Origin of the sequence: Pseudoclavibacter terrae, assembly GCF_008831075.1 — a bacterium.
Classification (GTDB): Bacteria; Actinomycetota; Actinomycetes; order Actinomycetales; family Microbacteriaceae; genus Pseudoclavibacter; species Pseudoclavibacter terrae.
Genome location: NZ_WBJX01000002.1, coordinates 61,277 through 77,553 on the forward strand (window position 1 = coordinate 61,277; position 16,277 = coordinate 77,553).

Consider the following 16,277-nt stretch of genomic DNA (forward strand, 5'->3'; position numbering starts at 1 on the left):
GCAAGGAGGCCCCATAGTGAGCAATGATTTCTTCTGGACGAACCCGCCTCGGGTGACGCAGAACGGCAACATCGGACCGACCGACTCGGCACAGGTTCCGCGCTTCGCGGGCCCTGCCACGTTCGCGCTGCTGCCGCGGGTCGACGAGGTCGAGCAGCTCGACGTCGCGATCCTCGGCGTTCCCTTCGACAGCGGCGTCTCGTACCGCCCCGGAGCTCGCTTCGGTCCGGCGCACGTGCGCCAGTCGAGCCGTCTCCTGCGGCCGTACCACCCGACGCTCGACGTGTCCCCGTTCGCCGCCCAGCAGGTCGCGGACGCGGGCGACGTGCCCGTCAACCCCTTCGACATCGAGGAGGCGCTCGGCACGGTCGAGGCGGCCGCCAAGGCGCTGAGCGACACCGGCGCGAAGATCGTCACGATCGGCGGCGACCACACGATCGCGCTGCCGCTGCTGCGCAACATGGCGCGCATCCACGGACCCGTCGCGATGCTGCACTTCGACGCGCACCTCGACACGTGGGACACGTATTTCGGGGCGGCCTATACGCACGGCACCCCGTTCCGTCGCGCGTTCGAGGAAGGCCTGCTCGACACGGATGCGCTGAGCCACGTCGGCACCCGCGGCCCGCTGTACGGCAAGCAGGACCTCGAGGACGACGAGCGCTTCGGCTTCGGCATCGTCAGCTCGGCAGACATCTACCGCCGCGGAGCTGACGCCGTCGTGCAGCAGCTGCGCGAGCGCATCGGCGACCGCCCCCTCTACATCTCGATCGACATCGACGTGCTCGACCCGGCCCACGCGCCCGGCACGGGAACGCCGGAAGCCGGTGGCATGACGAGCCGTGAGCTGCTCGAGATCCTGCGCGGGCTCGCTGATCTCAACGTCGTCGGAGCCGATGTCGTGGAGGTGTCGCCAGCGTATGACCACGCGGAACTCACCGGCGTCGCCGCGGCGCACGTCGTGTACGAGCTCGTGTCGATGTTCGCGGTGCGCAGCTAGCGCGCCCACCGGTGCGCGTTCGCCGCGTTCGCTGTCCAACATCAGTGCAATATCGGGCCGAATCGCCGTTCTGGAGGCGGTTTCGGCCGATATTGCACTGATGTTGGTCACGAGGAGCGGCGGGTTGCCGTTTCGAGTCGCCCTGACGCACCCAAGTGAGCCAAAAGCAGCGGCGTCCTAGGCTTCTGGCATGAGATGCACCGCTAGCGGCAACGTGTCCGACCTGGTGAGCGAGCGATGAGCAGTTCCGGGGTCGTGGCCCGCAGCGCCCCGCAGGAGGCGGCTTGGGACGCCGGGGTTGTCGCGCCGCTCGAGTTCGTCCGCGACGGGATCTGGACCGTGGGCATCCCGATGCCACCGGGGCCGACGCCGGGCGGGCGGATCCCGTGCACGCTCGCGTCGATCGTCGCCGATGATGCGGGCGGCGTGCACGTCGTCGATCCAGGCTCGGGCTCCGACGAGAACCTCGGCATGCTCGCCGAAGCCATCGCGGGCACCGGACACCGGCTCGACCAGGTGCGATCGATCATCGTCACGCACCTGCACCACGATCACCTCGGCTCCGCCGAGCGGCTTCGGAATGCCACGCGGGCGCCCATCGTGCTGCACCGGGCCGAGCAGGCGGCACTCGACCGGCTCGCCGCCGACCGCCCGACCGCCGCCGCCGAACGCACGCGGCTCACTGCTTGGGGAGTGCCGGTCGACCGCCACCCCGAGATCCTCACGCTCGTGGGACGCTCGGCGACGCCCGTGTCGCTGCAGGCCGACGTGCTCGTCGATGATGCTCAGCTGCTCAACGTCCCTGGGCGGCGGATGCGCGCCGTCCACACCCCAGGGCATACGCCGGGACACCTGTCGCTTGTCGATGACGACGCCCGCCTCGTCTTCACGGGCGACCACGTCTCGCCGGTGCTGCACCCGGGGCTTGGCCTCGGCGGAGACGACGGCAACAACCCGGTCCTGCAGTACCAGCGCTCGCTGCGGCGCATCATCGAGCTCGGCGTCGACGAGGCCGTGCCGGGCCACGGCTTCCGCTTCGTGGGGCTCGCGCAGCGGTGCGCTGAACATGCGCGCCACCATCAGCAGCGCACCGACGAGGTCGTCGGCGTCCTCGCGTCTTCGCCTGACGCCTCGATGTTCGAGATCGCCTCGCGCCTGACGTGGTCGGCCGGCTGGGAGAAGCTCACCGGCTTCTCGCTGCGCTCGGCGCTCCAGCAGACGGCGATGCACGTCGACGCGGTGCGGACGGGCTCGTCCTGAGAGCAGCCTTGCCCGGGCTGGCGTCGCCGGTGCGCCGGACCGCCGATACGCCGGACTGCTGGAGCGTCGCCGCGTCGCCATACCAACCTTCCTGGCAGATGCGCGGGAGCGTGCGGAGCGAACGCGGAGCGACGACTGTTTGGGTAGGTCGAGAGCGCATTCAGGCGAGCTTGATCGCACCACGAGCCACAACTTCGAACGCCGGAGGTCAACATGAACACCACGACTGAACGCCGCTGGATTCTCGCGGGCCTCGTGCTGCTGTCGATACTTGTCGTCGCCGCGTCCTTCCAGACCGGAGACCTCTTCCTGCGCGTCCTGCTGATCCTGCCGACGACGCTCCTCTGGGTTGTCTACCGGGAGGCGGTGCGCAGGCGACGAGACGCACAGGTCGCGTCGGGTGAGGGCGGCGACCAGGACGCGGGCCACCGCTGAACGCCGAAGGATGCACCGCCAGCGCTGGCGCGCAACCCCTCGGGCCCACAGATCTTCGTCGCGTAGCGTCCGAATCATGACCGATGAGCCAGTAGGTGCCGACACGTCCAACGAGGGTCCAAGCGCAGCGGAGGCGGCCGAGGCCGCCGAGCGGGACGCGCTGAGAAGCGTCCGCGCCGTGGGAGAGGACCGTGGCGACCCGGACGCGGCTCGCAATGAGAGCACGCCCACCCCGCCGAGCGAGGTCGACCCTGAAGCAGGCACGGATGCCGACGGCTTCCCGGTTGAGAATCCCTCCGGCTGAGGCCAGCGCCTTGGCTCCCGAGGAGCTTCCCGACGGGGCCAGACCAACAGGGACCTAGGTCCCTTCCGCGCCCCGCACTCATCCGCGAGTCTGATCCTCGAGACGCCACACCCCCGACGCGTCTCAGGGAACCTCGACGAATGAGGAATCATGCCGACGCACCAGGCTCCACACCGAACCTCCCGATTCCTGCCGCTCGCGGCGACGGCCGCGCTCGGCCTGCTGCTGAGCGGATGCACGAGTGCGGGCGGCGACGGTGGCGGCAGTTCCGCAGACCCCGTCTTGCCGGAGGTGACCAGGTCGGCCGCGCCGGAGGGTGAGCTGCCCGGCGAGCTCCAGGACGAGCTGCAGGCCGCGCTCGACGAGGTCATGGCCGAGTACGACGTTCCGGGTGCTGCTGCCGGTGTCTGGATCCCGGGCCAGGGCTCGTGGACGACAGCGGCGGGCCTCGCGAACGTGGAGGCGAACACGCCGGCGACGACCGACATGTCGTGGCCCATCCGCAGCATCACCAAGTCGTACACGGTCTCGATGATCCTGCAGCTCGCCGACGAGGGCGAGCTGAGCCTCGACGACACGATCGACCAGTACGTCGATGGCGTCACGAACGGCGACAAGATCACGCTGCTGCAGCTCGCGAACATGTCGAGCGGCAACGCCGACTACGTCACCGAGGCCTTCCAGGACGAGTTCCTGGCCGACCCGACCAGGATCTACACGCTCGAGGAGCTCAACAGCTTCGTCCTCGACCAGCCGGCTCAGTTCGAGCCCGGCGCCGAGTACCTGTACACGAACGCCAACACGAACCTGCTCGGCGCGGTCGTCGAGAAGGTCACCGGCACGGCCTACGCGGACGCCATCCAGGACCGCATCCTGACGCCGCTCGGCCAGACCGGCACGACGTACATCACGGACGTCGACGACTGGGCGGAGCCGCATCCCACCGGGTACGTCATCGATGGCGAGCCGATGCCGATGGAGGAGAACTCCTCGATCCTCGGGCCGGCCGGTTCGCTGTTCTCGACCCTCGAAGACGGCAGGGCGTGGGCCGAGACGCTCGGCACGGGCGCACTGCTGAAGCCTGAGACGCAGGAGCTGCGGGAGATCGGGCACAAGATCCCGAGCCCGCCCTACGACCTGTACGCGGTCGGGATGGGGGAGACGAATGGCTGGCTGGGGCACAACGGCGAAGGCCTCGGCTTCACGGCTGCGACCTTCCACGACCAGGCGACCGGGGCGAGCATCGTCGTGTACATGAACGTCTCGAACAACCCGGATGCGCATCCAGCGGATCAGGGCTTCCGTGCGCTGGCTGAGGTCCTCGCGAACGGAACGGGCGCATGATCGCCGGCAAGCCCGGCTCGGGCGAGGGTGCCGTGCGGATGCGCCGACCAGAGTTCGGCCGCGGCGTGAGCGTCCTGACGGCGGGGGCCGTCTCGATGCTGCTGCTCACGGGGTGCGTCGCGGCCGACGCGAACGACGCGGAGGTGCCGGTGTGGGACGGCACGACGCTCGTCTCGGTTCCGGGGCTCCCGGATGAGGCGCTCGAGGTGATGAATCAGCCGCAATTCGCGAGCGGCCGTTGGTCGATCTCGGTGGAGGACCTGGACACGGGGGAGACGCTCATCGATCTCGACGGGGAGAAGCTCGCTGAGCCCGGCTCGTTCGTGAAGACCTACAGTGCGGGGGCGGCCTGGGTGAAGTGGGGGCCAGACCACACCGTCACCACACCCGTGAAGCAGTCCGGGCAGGTGACGGCGGGGAGCCTCGACGGTGACCTCGTGCTTGTCGGTCAGGGCGACCTGACGATGGGCGGTCGCACGAAGGCCGACGGCACGGTCAGCTTCACGAACCTCGACCACAACGACGCCAACCCGCTGCCGGGTGCGACGCTCACCCCCGAGGATCCGCTCACGGGCCTCGACGAGTTGGCCGCGCAGGTGAAGGCGTCTGGCATCACCACGGTGACCGGTGACGTGATCATCGACGACCGCCTGTTCCAGGGAACGCTCGCTGAGCAGCCCATCACGCCCATCGTCATCAACCAGAACCTCCTCGACGTGCTCGTCACGCCGGGGGAGGCGGGTCAGCCCGCGACCGCGGCCCTCACGCCAGCTGTCGGCCAGTGGACGCTGGACCTGCAGGTGGAGACGGTGCCTGCGGGCGAGGAGTCCAAGGTCTCCGCGCCGAAGGTATCGGCGAGCGACCCCAACACGCTCGTCGTGTCCGGCACGATCGCCGCAGATGCCGACCCCGTGCTGCGCGTCTTCGAGTTCGACGACCCGTCGACGTTCGCGCGCACGGCCTTCATCGAGGCGCTCGAACGCGCGGGCGTCACGGTCAGCGCGGACCCGTTCGCGGAGAACCCGACGTCGGCGCTCCCCGAGTGGGATGCCGTCGAGGCGCTGCCCGCGGTCGCCGAGCTCGAATCGCTCCCGCTCGCCGAGGAGATCACCTACGTCATGAAGGTCAGCTACAACCGCGGCGCGCAGACCCTCATCTGCCGACTTGCGGTCGACGCGGGCAAGAACGACTGCGACGAGGATGGCATGGGCGTCGCGCAGGCGATCTGGGCCGAGGCCGGCCTCGATACGACCGGCGCCTCGCTTGTCGACGGCTCGGGCCTCGAGGGCAACTACATCACCCCGAGGAATGCCGTGCAGATCCAGTCGCTCATGGCTGAGCGGCCGGACGCCGAGCGGTGGCGCGACACGATGCCCATCCTGGGTGTCGACGGGTCGCTCGCCGACGTGCAGACGGACAGTCCCGCCGCCGGGAAGGTGTACGCGAAGACGGGGACGCTCGTGGGCGGCGACGCCTTCAACGGCCGGCTCCGCCTGGCGACCAAGACCCTCGGCGGCGTCATGCAGACCGAGTCAGGCCGCAACCTGGCCTTCACGATCATCGTCAACCAGGGCTTCTACGAGGGCATGCCGGGCGTCTTCGAAGCGAACGACAACGTCGGCCAGGTCGCGGCGATCATCCAGCAGGCCTACTGACCAGGAATCTCCGAGTTCCCACGCAATTCCAGAGGAGACAGCGCATGTCCAAGCTCGCGAAGAGAACGACGTACACGGCGGCCGCCATGGTCGCGGCCCTGGCGCTGGTCTCCTGCTCGGCGCAGGCCGCCGAGACGGAAGCACCCGCATCCACGCTCAAGCCGTTCGACGAGGCCGCCGTGACCGCGCTCTTCGAGGAGACCGCGGAGGCGCTCGGTCAGCCGGGCGCGGTGATGCTGCTGCGCACGCCGGAGGGGGAGTTCACAGCGACCTACGGCGTGACGAAGCCGGGCGGCAGCACGCCCGTCTCGGTCGACGACCACATCCGCGTCGGCTCCAACACGAAGACGTGGACGGGCACCGTCATCCTGCAGCTCGTGCAGGAGGGCAGGATCGCGCTCGAGGACCCGGTGTCGAAGTACCGGCCAGACGTGCCGAACGGCGACAACATCACCATCGAGCAGATGCTGCTCATGCGCAGCGGGCTCGCCAACTACACGGAGACGCTGGAGCTCAACACGGCACTGGATGAGGAACCCGACCGGGTGTGGCAGCCGGAGGAGCTCATCAAGATGGCGCTGCCGCTGCCCGTGGACTTCGAGCCGGGCACCGACTACCACTACTCGAACACCAACACGATCCTCCTCGGCCTCATCGCAGAGGACCTCGACGGCAAGCCGCTCGCCGAGATCTACCAGGACCGCATCTTCACGCCCCTTGGCCTCGACGAGACGTCGTTCCCTGAGATCGGCGACAGCAGCATCCCGTCGCCCCATTCGGACGGCTACTTCTGGTGGACCAACGTCAACACGCTCGGCTCGTCGAAGCTGCCGCCGGACCTCATGAAGCAGGTCGAGGAGGGCACGTTCACGCCCAACGACGGCACCCTCGACAACCCGTCGTGGGCCTGGTCTGCCGGCTCGGGCATCTCGACCGCGGGTGACCTCGCCGACTGGGTAGAAGCGCTCGGCGGGAAGAGCGGCGACATCCTCGAACCCGACATGCAGCAGGCGCGGATGGACAGCTTCCAGCCCACGACGAAGAACCCCGCCGACCCGTCGTACGGCTACAACATCGCGCACTTCGGACAGTTCTACGGCCACACTGGCGAGCTGCCCGGCTTCAACTCCTTCATGGGCTACGACCCGGAGGCCGACGTCACGCTGGTGGTGTGGGCGAACCTCGCCCCGGCGGCCAACGGTCAGGGGCCGGCCACCGAGATCGCGAAGGCCCTCATCGGGGCGCTCTACAGCAAGCCGGTGGAGGGCTAGCGGGTCACGAGACCACCTGCCAGAACATCATGGGTTGGCCTGGGCCCCCGCAGACCGCAGGCGTCTCGGGAGCAGCGTGGCCGACCCCGCCGCCCTCGATGGTGTCGCCCACGCCGACAACTCCCACACCAGGAACCTCCACGCTCAAGCCGTCCGGCGTGAGGGTGGAGCCGAAGGGGAACTGCACCAGAGTCTGGTAGTCGCCCTGGATCACAACCCAGCAGCGGCCTTCGTTGAGCCCGAGCGTCCCGCCGTCCTGAGTCTCCATGACCGTTTCCGGGGCCCGATTGGCCGCGAGGAGCACCGTCTCAGCGATCGTCGTGGTCTGCGTCTCTTCGAGCGTCGGCCAATCCTCGTAGCCGTTGGTGTAGATCATCACGACCTCGCCGGTCGAGTTGCAGTAGAGGTTCCATTCGGCTTGGGGCCGCTGCGTCGGAACGAGGGTGATCTGCCATTCGCCGTCCACGACGTTCGCGATGGCCTTGTCGTTCACGTAGGTCGCGTTGTACCGCTCTGGTGACTGGATGGACGGATCGGGTCGCCACGCCTCGACGCATCCGGCGACAGCCTCGGCTTCGGTCAGCTGCGGCTGATCTGCGGGTGCGGGCGCCGTCGGTGACGGCTCGCTCGTCGCGTCCGGCGTGGTGCCGACGATGGGCGCCGGGTCGCCCAGGTAGGTGGTCGCTGCGAAGACCAGTGCTGCCACGGCTGCGCCCGTCACGGCGACGAGGCCGATGCTCCACGCGAGTCGGGAGCGAGTGCGTGCGCGTACTCTGCGAGAACGGGCGGAGGGGACCGGCTGCGCTTCACCCTCCAGAGAGGTGGCGAGGATGCTTGCCTTGCCCGTCGCGGCTCGTGCCCGCTGCTTCTCGGTCAGGGTCGTGAACGACGCTGCGTCGAGCCCTCGCAGCTGCTTCAGAGTTTCGTCGTCGACGTTCATGCCTGGTGCTCCGTCACGGTCGAGGGGGAGTGAGGTGGTGGTGTCGGCTCTTCGAGGTGCTGACGCAGCGCGGCTCTGGCGCGGTGCAGGCGGACGCGGTAGCTCTGGGCGCTGATGCCGAGCACCGTTCCGGCGAGGGCGGAGGGGAGCTGCTCCCAGATCGCGAGCGAGAGGACCTCCTGGTGGCTCGGGTCGAGGCGGCGCCACGCGGTGGCGAGGTCGAGGCGGGTGTCAGCTGCCGTCGCCTCGTCGCTGAACGGCGTCGTGTGCTCGGCGTCCGCGATCCGCACGCTGAGGTCGTTCCGCTTGCCGCTCTCTCGCCACTCGCGGAGCAGGCAGTTGCGTGCGGTCCCGAACAGCCAGGCGCGCGCCTCGTCGCGGAGCGTCGGCACGTCGTCGAAGCGGCGCCACGCGGTCAGGAAGACCTCGTGCGCGACGTCCTCGGCCGCGTCGAGAGGCGCACGGCGGGCGAGGAAGCGCAGCACGTCGACGTAGCTGTCGTCGTACAGCGCGGAGAAGCGCTCCGCGCGGTGGTTCTCGAGTCTGTTCGGGCTCACATCTCCTACATGCCCAGAAACGCGCGCCTGTTACAAATCCGCGCAGGTCGGGGTTCGAGGGACACGCGGGTGCCTTCAGCGGATGCTCGCTCCGCCTTCCAGATCGCCGGCGGCCGCCAGGTAGCGGACCACGGCGAGCACGCGGCGGTGGTCGTCGGCCGCGACGGGCAGGCTGAAGGCGTCGTAGATGTTCGACGTGTGGTGCACGATGGCTTTCTCGGTCGACCCGAGGCGGGCGGCGATGGAGCTGTTGCTGCGCCCCTCCGCCATGAGGCCGAGCACCTCGAGCTGCCGAGGGGTGAGGTCGCCGACCGGCCCGCTGAGCTTGCTCGCGCGCGCGACGAGCACCGCGACGACGTCGGGGTCGAGCACCGTGCCGCCGGCCTGCACGTGGCGCAGGTCCGCGGTGAAGGCGCGCACGTCGGCGATGCGCTGCTTGAGCAGGTAGCCGACGCCTCCCTCCCGCTGCCCGATCAGCTCGTTCGCGTACCGCCGCTGCACATGCTGTGAGAGGACGACGACCGCCACCTCGGGGTGGGCCTGGCGGATGCGGAGGGCCGCGACAAGGCCTTCGTCGGTGAAGGTCGGGGGCATGCGGATGTCGGTGATCACGAGGTCGGGGGTGTGGCGTGCGACCTCGACCTCAAGCTCGACGGCCGTGCCGACGGAGGCGACCACCTCGAATCCGTCGTTGCTGAGGACGAGCCCCAGGCCCTCCCGCAGCAGCGCCTCGTCTTCACCGATCACGACTCGCATGGCAGCTCCACTCGTACTTCCGTTCCCGACCCGACCGGGGAGATCAACGCGAAGGACCCGCCGAGGGTGTCGATGCGGTCGACGAGCCCCTTCAGGCCGGAGCCGCCCTCGAGGCGCGCGCCGCCGCGTCCGTCGTCCCGCACCGAGACGCTCAGCAGGCTTCCCGTCTGCGTGATGCGCACCTCCACCGAGCGCGCGTCCGAGTGTTTGACGGCGTTCGTGAGGGCTTCGGCGACGATGAGGTACGCCGACTGCGAGGTGGCGGAGGGCAGAGCGGCATCGTCGGCGTCGCTCACGAGCCGCGCCGGGATCTCGAGGCGATCGATGAGGTCCTCGGCGGCCGCGGTCAGCCCGCGTTCCACGAGCGCCGACGGCAGCACGGCGTGCACGAGGCTGCGCAGGTCGGCGGCGGCGACGTCGATGCGGTGCCGCAAGGCGGTCGCCTCGGTCACGGTCGACGGATGCGCGTCGGATGAGTTCGCGATCTGCTGCGCCTCGAGGGCGAGCAGCACGAGCTGCACCTGCAGCCCGTCGTGGAGGTCCCGGGCGATGCGGCCGCGCTCGCGGTCGGCGGTCTCGACGATGCGGAGCCTCGACTGCTGCAGCGCTTCGTTGCTGGCGAGGAGCGCCGCCGTAAGGCGTTCGCGGTCGAGTGCGATGGCGAGCACGCGACCGGCACGCCGTACGCTCTCCGCGTCGGCGATCATCCGCCCGTCGTAGCTGATGGCACCGACCAGTCGGGACTCGACGTGCACCTCCTGCCAGCGGCGCGGCTCGGACTGGGCGCGCACATCCACGTCGAGTCCTTCCTCGTCGACGAACGCCTGCCGGTCGTCGGCCCAGTACGCGACTCGCAGCGAGTCGTCGCCGAGCGAGCGGGCGAGGGCTGCGCCGACGACGGTGCGCGCGGATCCGGCGAGGCTGAGCCAGGCGCTGAGTGCCTCCGCCTCCACGGTCTGCGAGTAGCCGCCGATGAGCACGCCGAGGAGGAAGGCGATGGGGAGGCCCGCGATGACGACCAGCTGGATGGAGCCGATCACCTCGCCGGGAGTGCCGAGGAGGCGCAGCACGTTCGCGGAGAGGGGGATGCTCAGCACGGCCAGGATGCCGTACAGGTACAAGGGGAGCAGCACCCGCAGGTTCTTGGGGTCGGCCGAGCGGAGCCTGCGGATGAGCAGCGCGGCGGTGACGCCCATGACGGCGAGCCCGACGGCCGCCTGCACCCAGACGGCGATGACGTGCGAGGCGGAGTCAGGAGGCAGGACGTAGAGGGGGATCTGCAGGAGCAGCGTCACGCCGTACCCGACGCTCACGGTGACGACCGACAGGCGCCCCTGCAGCCGCCCGGAGGGGAAGGCGTGCAGCAGGTGCACGGTGACGGACAGGATCATGGTGGCGAAGACGGCGCTGAGCTCCGTGAGCACTGGCAGGGCGAGGTTGCCGACCCCGCCGAGGAACATGGCGATCGCGCCGACGAGCAGCAGCCCGCCGACCATGCTCAGGGGGCGCCGCCACCAGGCGATGATGCCGGCGGCAGTCCAGACGAAGAACACGCTGGTGAAGGCCGCCGGAACCCAGAACGGGACGGGTGCGGTGACGCCGACGGCGAGCTGCATGCCGCCGAGGGCGAGCGCGAGCACGGCGATGAGCAGCAGGGCTGGCCGGAGGGCGTCGCCTCGCGTCGCACGGAGGGGGACACGTGCTGCTCGGGCATCGGTGGATCGGGTCACGTCGAGGTCACCTCAGCTCAAGCCAAGTGAAACAGGGGTGCGCCACGCGAAGGCTGGACTCGCGGGGTGCGGTGCTGCGCGCTGGGGGAGCGTGGACCGAAGCCTATCCCGGCCCGCCAGCTCGCGCCGAGTGAACTCTGACCCCGGGTGATGAACGGGGATTATTCGACGTAGTCGAGGGCGATCACGAGTTCGGCACGCACGCGGGCGTCGTCGAGGTCGAGCCCCAGCAGTCCTCGGAGCTGGTCGATGCCGCGGCGCACGCTGTTGCGGTGGATCCCGAGCTCGCGGCCGGTCGCGTCCCAGTGGCCGTTGGCGTGCAGCCAGGCTCGGAGCAGCGCGAGCTTCGCGTCCCGCGCGTCGGCGTCGAGGGCGAGCAGCGGTTCGAGGCGCCGGTCGGCGAGCGCCCGGCCTGAGGCTGTGCCGATGAACGAGTGCACGGGGGCGAGGTCGGCGCCGACGCGCACCACTCCGCCGTCTTCGCGCGCGCGACGCTCAAGGGCGCGGACTTCGGCGGCGGATGCGCGCAGCTGCTCGGGTGCGACGGGCCTGCCGACGACGAAGCTCCAGCCTTCGTCGACGAGCGACGAGAGCCGTCGTTCGGTGACGTCGAGGCGCGTGATGAGGGTGACCGTGGCGTGCTCGGCGGAGATCGTGACGAGCTTCGTGTCGAAGAGGCTCCGCCAGCGGTGCAGCTCGCTGGTGCCCTTCCCGGCGGAGGGTGCGCAGGCGACGACGACCCGAAGCGTCCGGGCGCGCGCGTCGCCGCCTGCGGCCTGCGCGAGCAGCTCGCGCCAGAGCTCGCCGTCCTGGCCGACGTTCGAGCGCGCGAAGACGTCGCCCTCTTCGAGGAGCAGCGGCACGAGCAGCTGCCCTGGCGCGACGCTGCCGGAGGTGCGCTGTCGGGCGATGAGCTCGAGCATGCCGTGGGCCGTCGTGAGGAACGCGTGCGCTGTCGAGCCGGCCGGGGGAGCAGCCTCGACGAGCAGGGTGCCGAGGGAGGCGCCGCCAAGGCTGCGCAGCGGGTAGATGGCGTGACCGCTCTTGGTCGGGTCGGCGGCCTCGGCCAGAGCGCCCAGCACGGGAGCCGGCGGCACCTGCCCCGCCCTGGCGCGCACGGTCCCGCCCTGGCCGACGACCGCGGCCCACGAGTGGAGGCGCTCCGCGAGGGCCGCCGCGACGGCGGTCTCGGGCTGGTCGGCGGATGCGGCGCGCAGGAGCCTGCGGGTGGCGTCGGCGAGCGTGCGCAGCGCATCCACTCGCCGCAGCTCCGTCATCTCGGCGAAGGTGCGGGTGACGGAGACGAACGGGGTGTCGTTGGGCACCATGACGAGTGTGAGCTGCCGGGCAGTGCAGGCGTCGACGAGTGCCGTGGGGACGGACGTGAAGACGGGGCCGATGCCGATGCCAAGGGCGACGACGCCGGTCTGCACGGCCCGGTCGACGTACGTTGCGAGCTCCTCGTCACCCAGGCCGCGCAGGCCCACGCCGGCGGTCAGCAGGAACTCGCCGCCGAGCAGGTACGGGGTCGGGTCGGGGAGGTCGCTGGAGGCGACCCAGCGGATGCTCGTGTCGAGGGTTCCGTCGACGACCGCCTCGAGGTGCAGCTCGGGGCGTGCAAGCAGCTGGGCGATCGTGATCTGGCCGTGCGGTGACGAGGGTGATGGCATGCGAGCCTCCGTGCATTCTGTCGCATCTTCGCGACGAACCGAGCATATCGCCCGTGTCTGCGCTGCGCGGTGCGACCATACGATGGCCACGCTCAACAGAGCTGATCGATCCCTGATCAAGAACGGAACCGTCAATGGCGACATCACCCACCACGACCGGCAGGTCCCGCACGCCGCTCGGCGCGCAGCTTCTGCGACGCAAGCCGCTGGAGCAGCTCACCGACGAGTCGCTGACCGAGTCTGGCGAGGGCGGCCTGAAGCGCACGCTCGGCATGTGGCAGCTGACGATGATCAGCGTCGGGGCGACGCTCGGCACGGGCATCTTCGTGATCCTCGGCACCGCGGTCCCGCTGGCCGGTCCCGCCGTGTGGATCGCGTTCGCGGTCGCCGGACTCGCCGCGCTCCTCTCCGCCCTCTCCTACGCGGAGATGGCGAGCTCCGTTCCCGTCTCCGGCTCGAGCTACTCCTACTCGTACGCGACGATGGGCGAAGGTGTCGCCTGGGTCTGCGGGTGGTGCCTCGTGCTCGAGTACGGCGTCTCTGTCGCGGCCGTCGCCGTCGGCGCTGGCCAGTACGTCAACGAGACCCTCGGCGTCTTCGGCCTCGCTCTGCCGCCGGCCCTCGCGAACCCGATCGGCCTCGACGGCGGCTTCTTCAACCTGCCAGCCGCGGCCCTCGTGATCGTCGCGATGCTGCTGCTCGTGCGCGGTGCGAAGGAGAGCGCCTGGGTCAACACGGTCATGGTCGCGATCAAGGTCATCGTGCTGCTCATCTTCGTGTTCATCGCCTTCACGGCGTTCACGACGCAGAACTTCGAGCCGCTCGCCCCCATGGGCGCGGCCGGCGTCGCGGCCGCCTCGAGCCGCCTCTTCTTCTCGTACATCGGCTTCGACGCCGCCTCCACGGCGGGCGACGAGGCGAAGAACCCGCAGAAGGACCTGCCGCGCGCGATCATCCTGTCGATGGTCATCGTCACGGTCGTCTACATCCTCGTCGCGGTCGCCGCCATCGGCGCGCTCCCGTGGACCGAGTTCAACGACGGCGAGGCCGCGTTCGTGCGCATCCTCACGGACATCACGGGCCAGCCGGCGCTCGCGCTCATGTTCTCGGTGGGCGCCGTCATCGCCATCGCGAGCGTCGTGCTGACCGTCTACTACGGGCAGACGCGCATCCTGTTCCGCATGTCGCGCGACGGCATGGTGCCGAAGATCTTCGGCCGCGTGCGCCCCTCGACGGGCACTCCGGTCGCTGGCACGGTCATCGTCGGCACGATCATCGCGATCGTGGCCGCGTTCATCCCGCTCGGCGAGCTGGCGGATGCGACGAGCATCGGCACCCTGTTCGCGTTCGCGCTCGTGAACCTCTCGGTCATCTACCTGCGCCGCGCCCGCCCCGAGCTGCCGCGCAGCTACAAGGTGCCGTTCTTCCCCGTCGTTCCCATCCTCGGCATCGTCATGTGCCTCGGCCTCATGGTCACGCTCGGCGGCACCACGTGGATGGTGTTCGGTCTGTGGATGGTCGTGGGCGTCGCCCTGTACTTCGCGTACGGTCGGAAGCACTCCATCGTCGGCGCCATGAGCGAGAACGACTACGTCAACGCGGCAACGGCCGCGACCCCCGTCATCATGAAGGAGCACAAGTGACCATCGCGACCCCGATGCCGAGCGGCCCCCAGCGGGCGGAAGGCTCATCCACGCCGCAGGACCCGCAGCCGGTGACCATGCTCAACCCGGACTTCCCGTTCAGCTACGACGAGTTCCTCGCGCACCCGGCGGGCCTCGGGTCGGTGCCGGAGCACCGCCGCGGCACCGAGGTGGCCGTGGTCGGCGCCGGCGTCGCAGGTGTCGTCGCCGCCTACGAGCTCATGAAGATGGGCCTCAAGCCCGTCATCTTCGAGGCCGACAGCATCGGTGGACGCCTGAAGACGCGGTCGTTCGACGCCGCTCCGAGCGTCATCGCCGACCTGGGCGGGATGCGCTTCCCCGAGTCGGGGCGCGCGTTCTACCACTACGTGGACCTGCTCGGGCTCGAGACGCAGGCGTTCCCGAACCCGCTCGCGGAGGTGACCCCGTCGACCGTCATCGAGCTCGCCGGCACCTCGTTCTACGCGGAGACTCCCGCCGATCTGCCACCGTTCTTCACGGAGGTGGCCGAGGCGTGGAAGCGCGCGCTCACGGAGGAGGCTGACCTGGTTCGCATCCAGGACGCCATCCGGGCGCGCGACACCGAGACCCTGAAGGCCGCCTGGAACGAGCTGGTGGGGAAGTTCGACAACCGCTCGTTCTACGGTTTCGTGGCAGAGAGCGCGGCCTTCAGGGATCTCAGCTTCGAGCACATCGAGGCCTTCGGGCAGGTGGGCTTCGGCACGGGCGGGTGGGACACCGACTTCGGCAACTCGATCCTCGAGATCCTGCGGGTCGTGTTCACGAACGCCGACGACGCGCACCGCCGCATCGTGGGCGGGGCGCAGAAGCTGCCCGTCGACCTGTGGCACCACGAGCCGAGCGAGCTCGAGCACTGGCCGGAGGGAACGAGCCTCGCGAGCCTCCACGGCGGCGTGCCTCGCGGCGCGGTCGCGGCGATCAGGCGCGGCGCGAACGGCGGGGTCAGCATCACGGAGAAGTGGGGGCGCACGCAGGAGTTCGCGTCCGCCATCGTGACGTGCCAGTCGTGGCTGCTCTCGGCCCGCATCGACACCGACGAGGCGCTCTTCACGCCCGAGATGTGGACGGCCATCGAGAAGAGCCACTACATGCTCTCGTCGAAGACGTTCGTCATGGTCGACCGCCCGTTCTGGCGCGACCTCGACCCGGCGACGGGGAAGCCGGTCATGAGCATGACCCTCACCGACCGCCTGCCGCGGGCCACCTACCTGATCGACGAGGGGCCGGACAAGCCCGCCGTCATCCTCCTCTCCTACACGTGGAACGACGACGCCCTCAAGTGGCTGGCGCTCGACGCGTCGGAGCGCACGCGGCTCATGCTGCACTCGCTCGACAAGATCTACCCGGGCCTCGACATCGGCGCGCACATCGTTGGCGAGCCGATCACCGTGTCGTGGGAGGCCGACCCCAACTACATGGGCGCCTTCAAGAACAACCTGCCGGGCCACTACCGGTACCAGGAGCGCCTCTTCGGGCACTTCGTGCAGGACGAGCTCGTCGCCGAGCAGCGGGGCATCTTCCTCGCGGGCGACGACATCTCCTTCACGGCGGGCTGGGCGGAGGGCGCCGTCACGACGGCCCTCAACGCCGTGTGGGGCGTCGCGAAGCACCTGGGTGGCGCATCCGCTGCCGAGAACCCTGGACCGGGGGACGTGTGGTCGGAGCTTGCTCCGGTGCGCCTCGACTAGCCT

At 69.7% G+C, this 16,277-nt stretch carries 14 protein-coding genes; 9 read left to right on the top strand and 5 right to left on the bottom strand.

What is annotated here, in order from left to right; all coding sequences use genetic code 11:
* Nucleotides 1-16 precede the first annotated feature (16 nt).
* From speB to F8O03_RS06585, 7 genes are all read left to right on the top strand, one after another.
* The gene (gene speB / locus F8O03_RS06555; protein WP_244295994.1) at nt 17-1,000 is read left to right on the top strand and encodes an agmatinase; all 984 of its coding nucleotides are present in this window, start codon (nt 17-19) and stop codon (nt 998-1,000) included.
* Nucleotides 1,001-1,237: 237 nt separating this feature from the next.
* Nucleotides 1,238-2,260 (top strand): MBL fold metallo-hydrolase, encoded by a 1,023-nt coding sequence (locus tag F8O03_RS06560; RefSeq protein WP_151423174.1) that lies wholly within the window; start codon nt 1,238-1,240, stop codon nt 2,258-2,260.
* A 213-nt stretch (nt 2,261-2,473) separates the two neighbouring features.
* Entirely contained in the window at nt 2,474-2,695 is a 222-nt protein-coding gene (locus tag F8O03_RS06565; protein WP_151423175.1) for a hypothetical protein, read from the top strand.
* A 76-nt stretch (nt 2,696-2,771) separates the two neighbouring features.
* Nucleotides 2,772-2,999, top strand: a complete 228-nt coding sequence (locus F8O03_RS06570; protein ID WP_151423176.1) for a hypothetical protein — start codon at nt 2,772-2,774, stop codon at nt 2,997-2,999.
* 150 nt (nt 3,000-3,149) lie between these two features.
* A complete protein-coding gene (locus F8O03_RS06575) occupies nt 3,150-4,343 on the top strand; it encodes a serine hydrolase domain-containing protein (RefSeq protein ID WP_151423177.1) in 1,194 nt (397 codons plus the stop codon).
* On the top strand, nt 4,340-5,998 hold the full coding sequence (dacB, locus tag F8O03_RS06580; protein WP_151423178.1) for a D-alanyl-D-alanine carboxypeptidase/D-alanyl-D-alanine endopeptidase: 1,659 nt from the start codon (nt 4,340-4,342) through the stop codon (nt 5,996-5,998). The genes F8O03_RS06575 and dacB overlap by 4 nt, the downstream gene beginning before the upstream one ends.
* Before the next feature lie 44 nt (nt 5,999-6,042).
* Nucleotides 6,043-7,269 carry a serine hydrolase domain-containing protein gene (locus F8O03_RS06585; RefSeq protein ID WP_151423179.1) on the top strand — a complete coding sequence of 409 codons (1,227 nt, stop codon included), beginning with the start codon at nt 6,043-6,045 and terminating at the stop codon, nt 7,267-7,269.
* Between the two features lie 4 nt (nt 7,270-7,273).
* Here F8O03_RS06585 and F8O03_RS06590 read toward each other — a convergent pair whose 3' ends face one another.
* From F8O03_RS06590 to F8O03_RS06610, 5 genes are all read right to left on the bottom strand, one after another.
* Nucleotides 7,274-8,209 carry a hypothetical protein gene (locus tag F8O03_RS06590; protein ID WP_151423180.1) on the bottom strand — a complete coding sequence of 312 codons (936 nt, stop codon included), beginning with the start codon at nt 8,207-8,209 and terminating at the stop codon, nt 7,274-7,276.
* The gene (locus F8O03_RS06595; RefSeq protein WP_151423181.1) at nt 8,206-8,766 is read right to left on the bottom strand and encodes an RNA polymerase sigma factor; all 561 of its coding nucleotides are present in this window, start codon (nt 8,764-8,766) and stop codon (nt 8,206-8,208) included. Before F8O03_RS06595 ends, F8O03_RS06590 begins: the two co-directional genes overlap by 4 nt.
* A 75-nt stretch (nt 8,767-8,841) precedes the next feature.
* Nucleotides 8,842-9,522 carry a response regulator transcription factor gene (locus F8O03_RS06600; protein ID WP_151423182.1) on the bottom strand — a complete coding sequence of 227 codons (681 nt, stop codon included), beginning with the start codon at nt 9,520-9,522 and terminating at the stop codon, nt 8,842-8,844.
* Nucleotides 9,510-11,252 carry a sensor histidine kinase gene (locus F8O03_RS06605; RefSeq protein ID WP_151423183.1) on the bottom strand — a complete coding sequence of 581 codons (1,743 nt, stop codon included), beginning with the start codon at nt 11,250-11,252 and terminating at the stop codon, nt 9,510-9,512. The genes F8O03_RS06600 and F8O03_RS06605 overlap by 13 nt, the downstream gene beginning before the upstream one ends.
* A gap of 161 nt (nt 11,253-11,413) precedes the next feature.
* Entirely contained in the window at nt 11,414-12,922 is a 1,509-nt protein-coding gene (locus F8O03_RS06610) for a PucR family transcriptional regulator ligand-binding domain-containing protein (RefSeq protein WP_167516507.1), read from the bottom strand.
* 134 nt (nt 12,923-13,056) lie between these two features.
* Here F8O03_RS06610 and F8O03_RS06615 point away from each other — a divergent pair, with 134 nt between their 5' ends.
* Nucleotides 13,057-14,565 carry an amino acid permease gene (locus tag F8O03_RS06615; protein ID WP_151423185.1) on the top strand — a complete coding sequence of 503 codons (1,509 nt, stop codon included), beginning with the start codon at nt 13,057-13,059 and terminating at the stop codon, nt 14,563-14,565.
* Entirely contained in the window at nt 14,562-16,274 is a 1,713-nt protein-coding gene (locus F8O03_RS06620; RefSeq protein ID WP_425280948.1) for a flavin monoamine oxidase family protein, read from the top strand. The genes F8O03_RS06615 and F8O03_RS06620 overlap by 4 nt, the downstream gene beginning before the upstream one ends.
* The last annotated feature ends 3 nt before the right edge of the window (nt 16,275-16,277 follow it).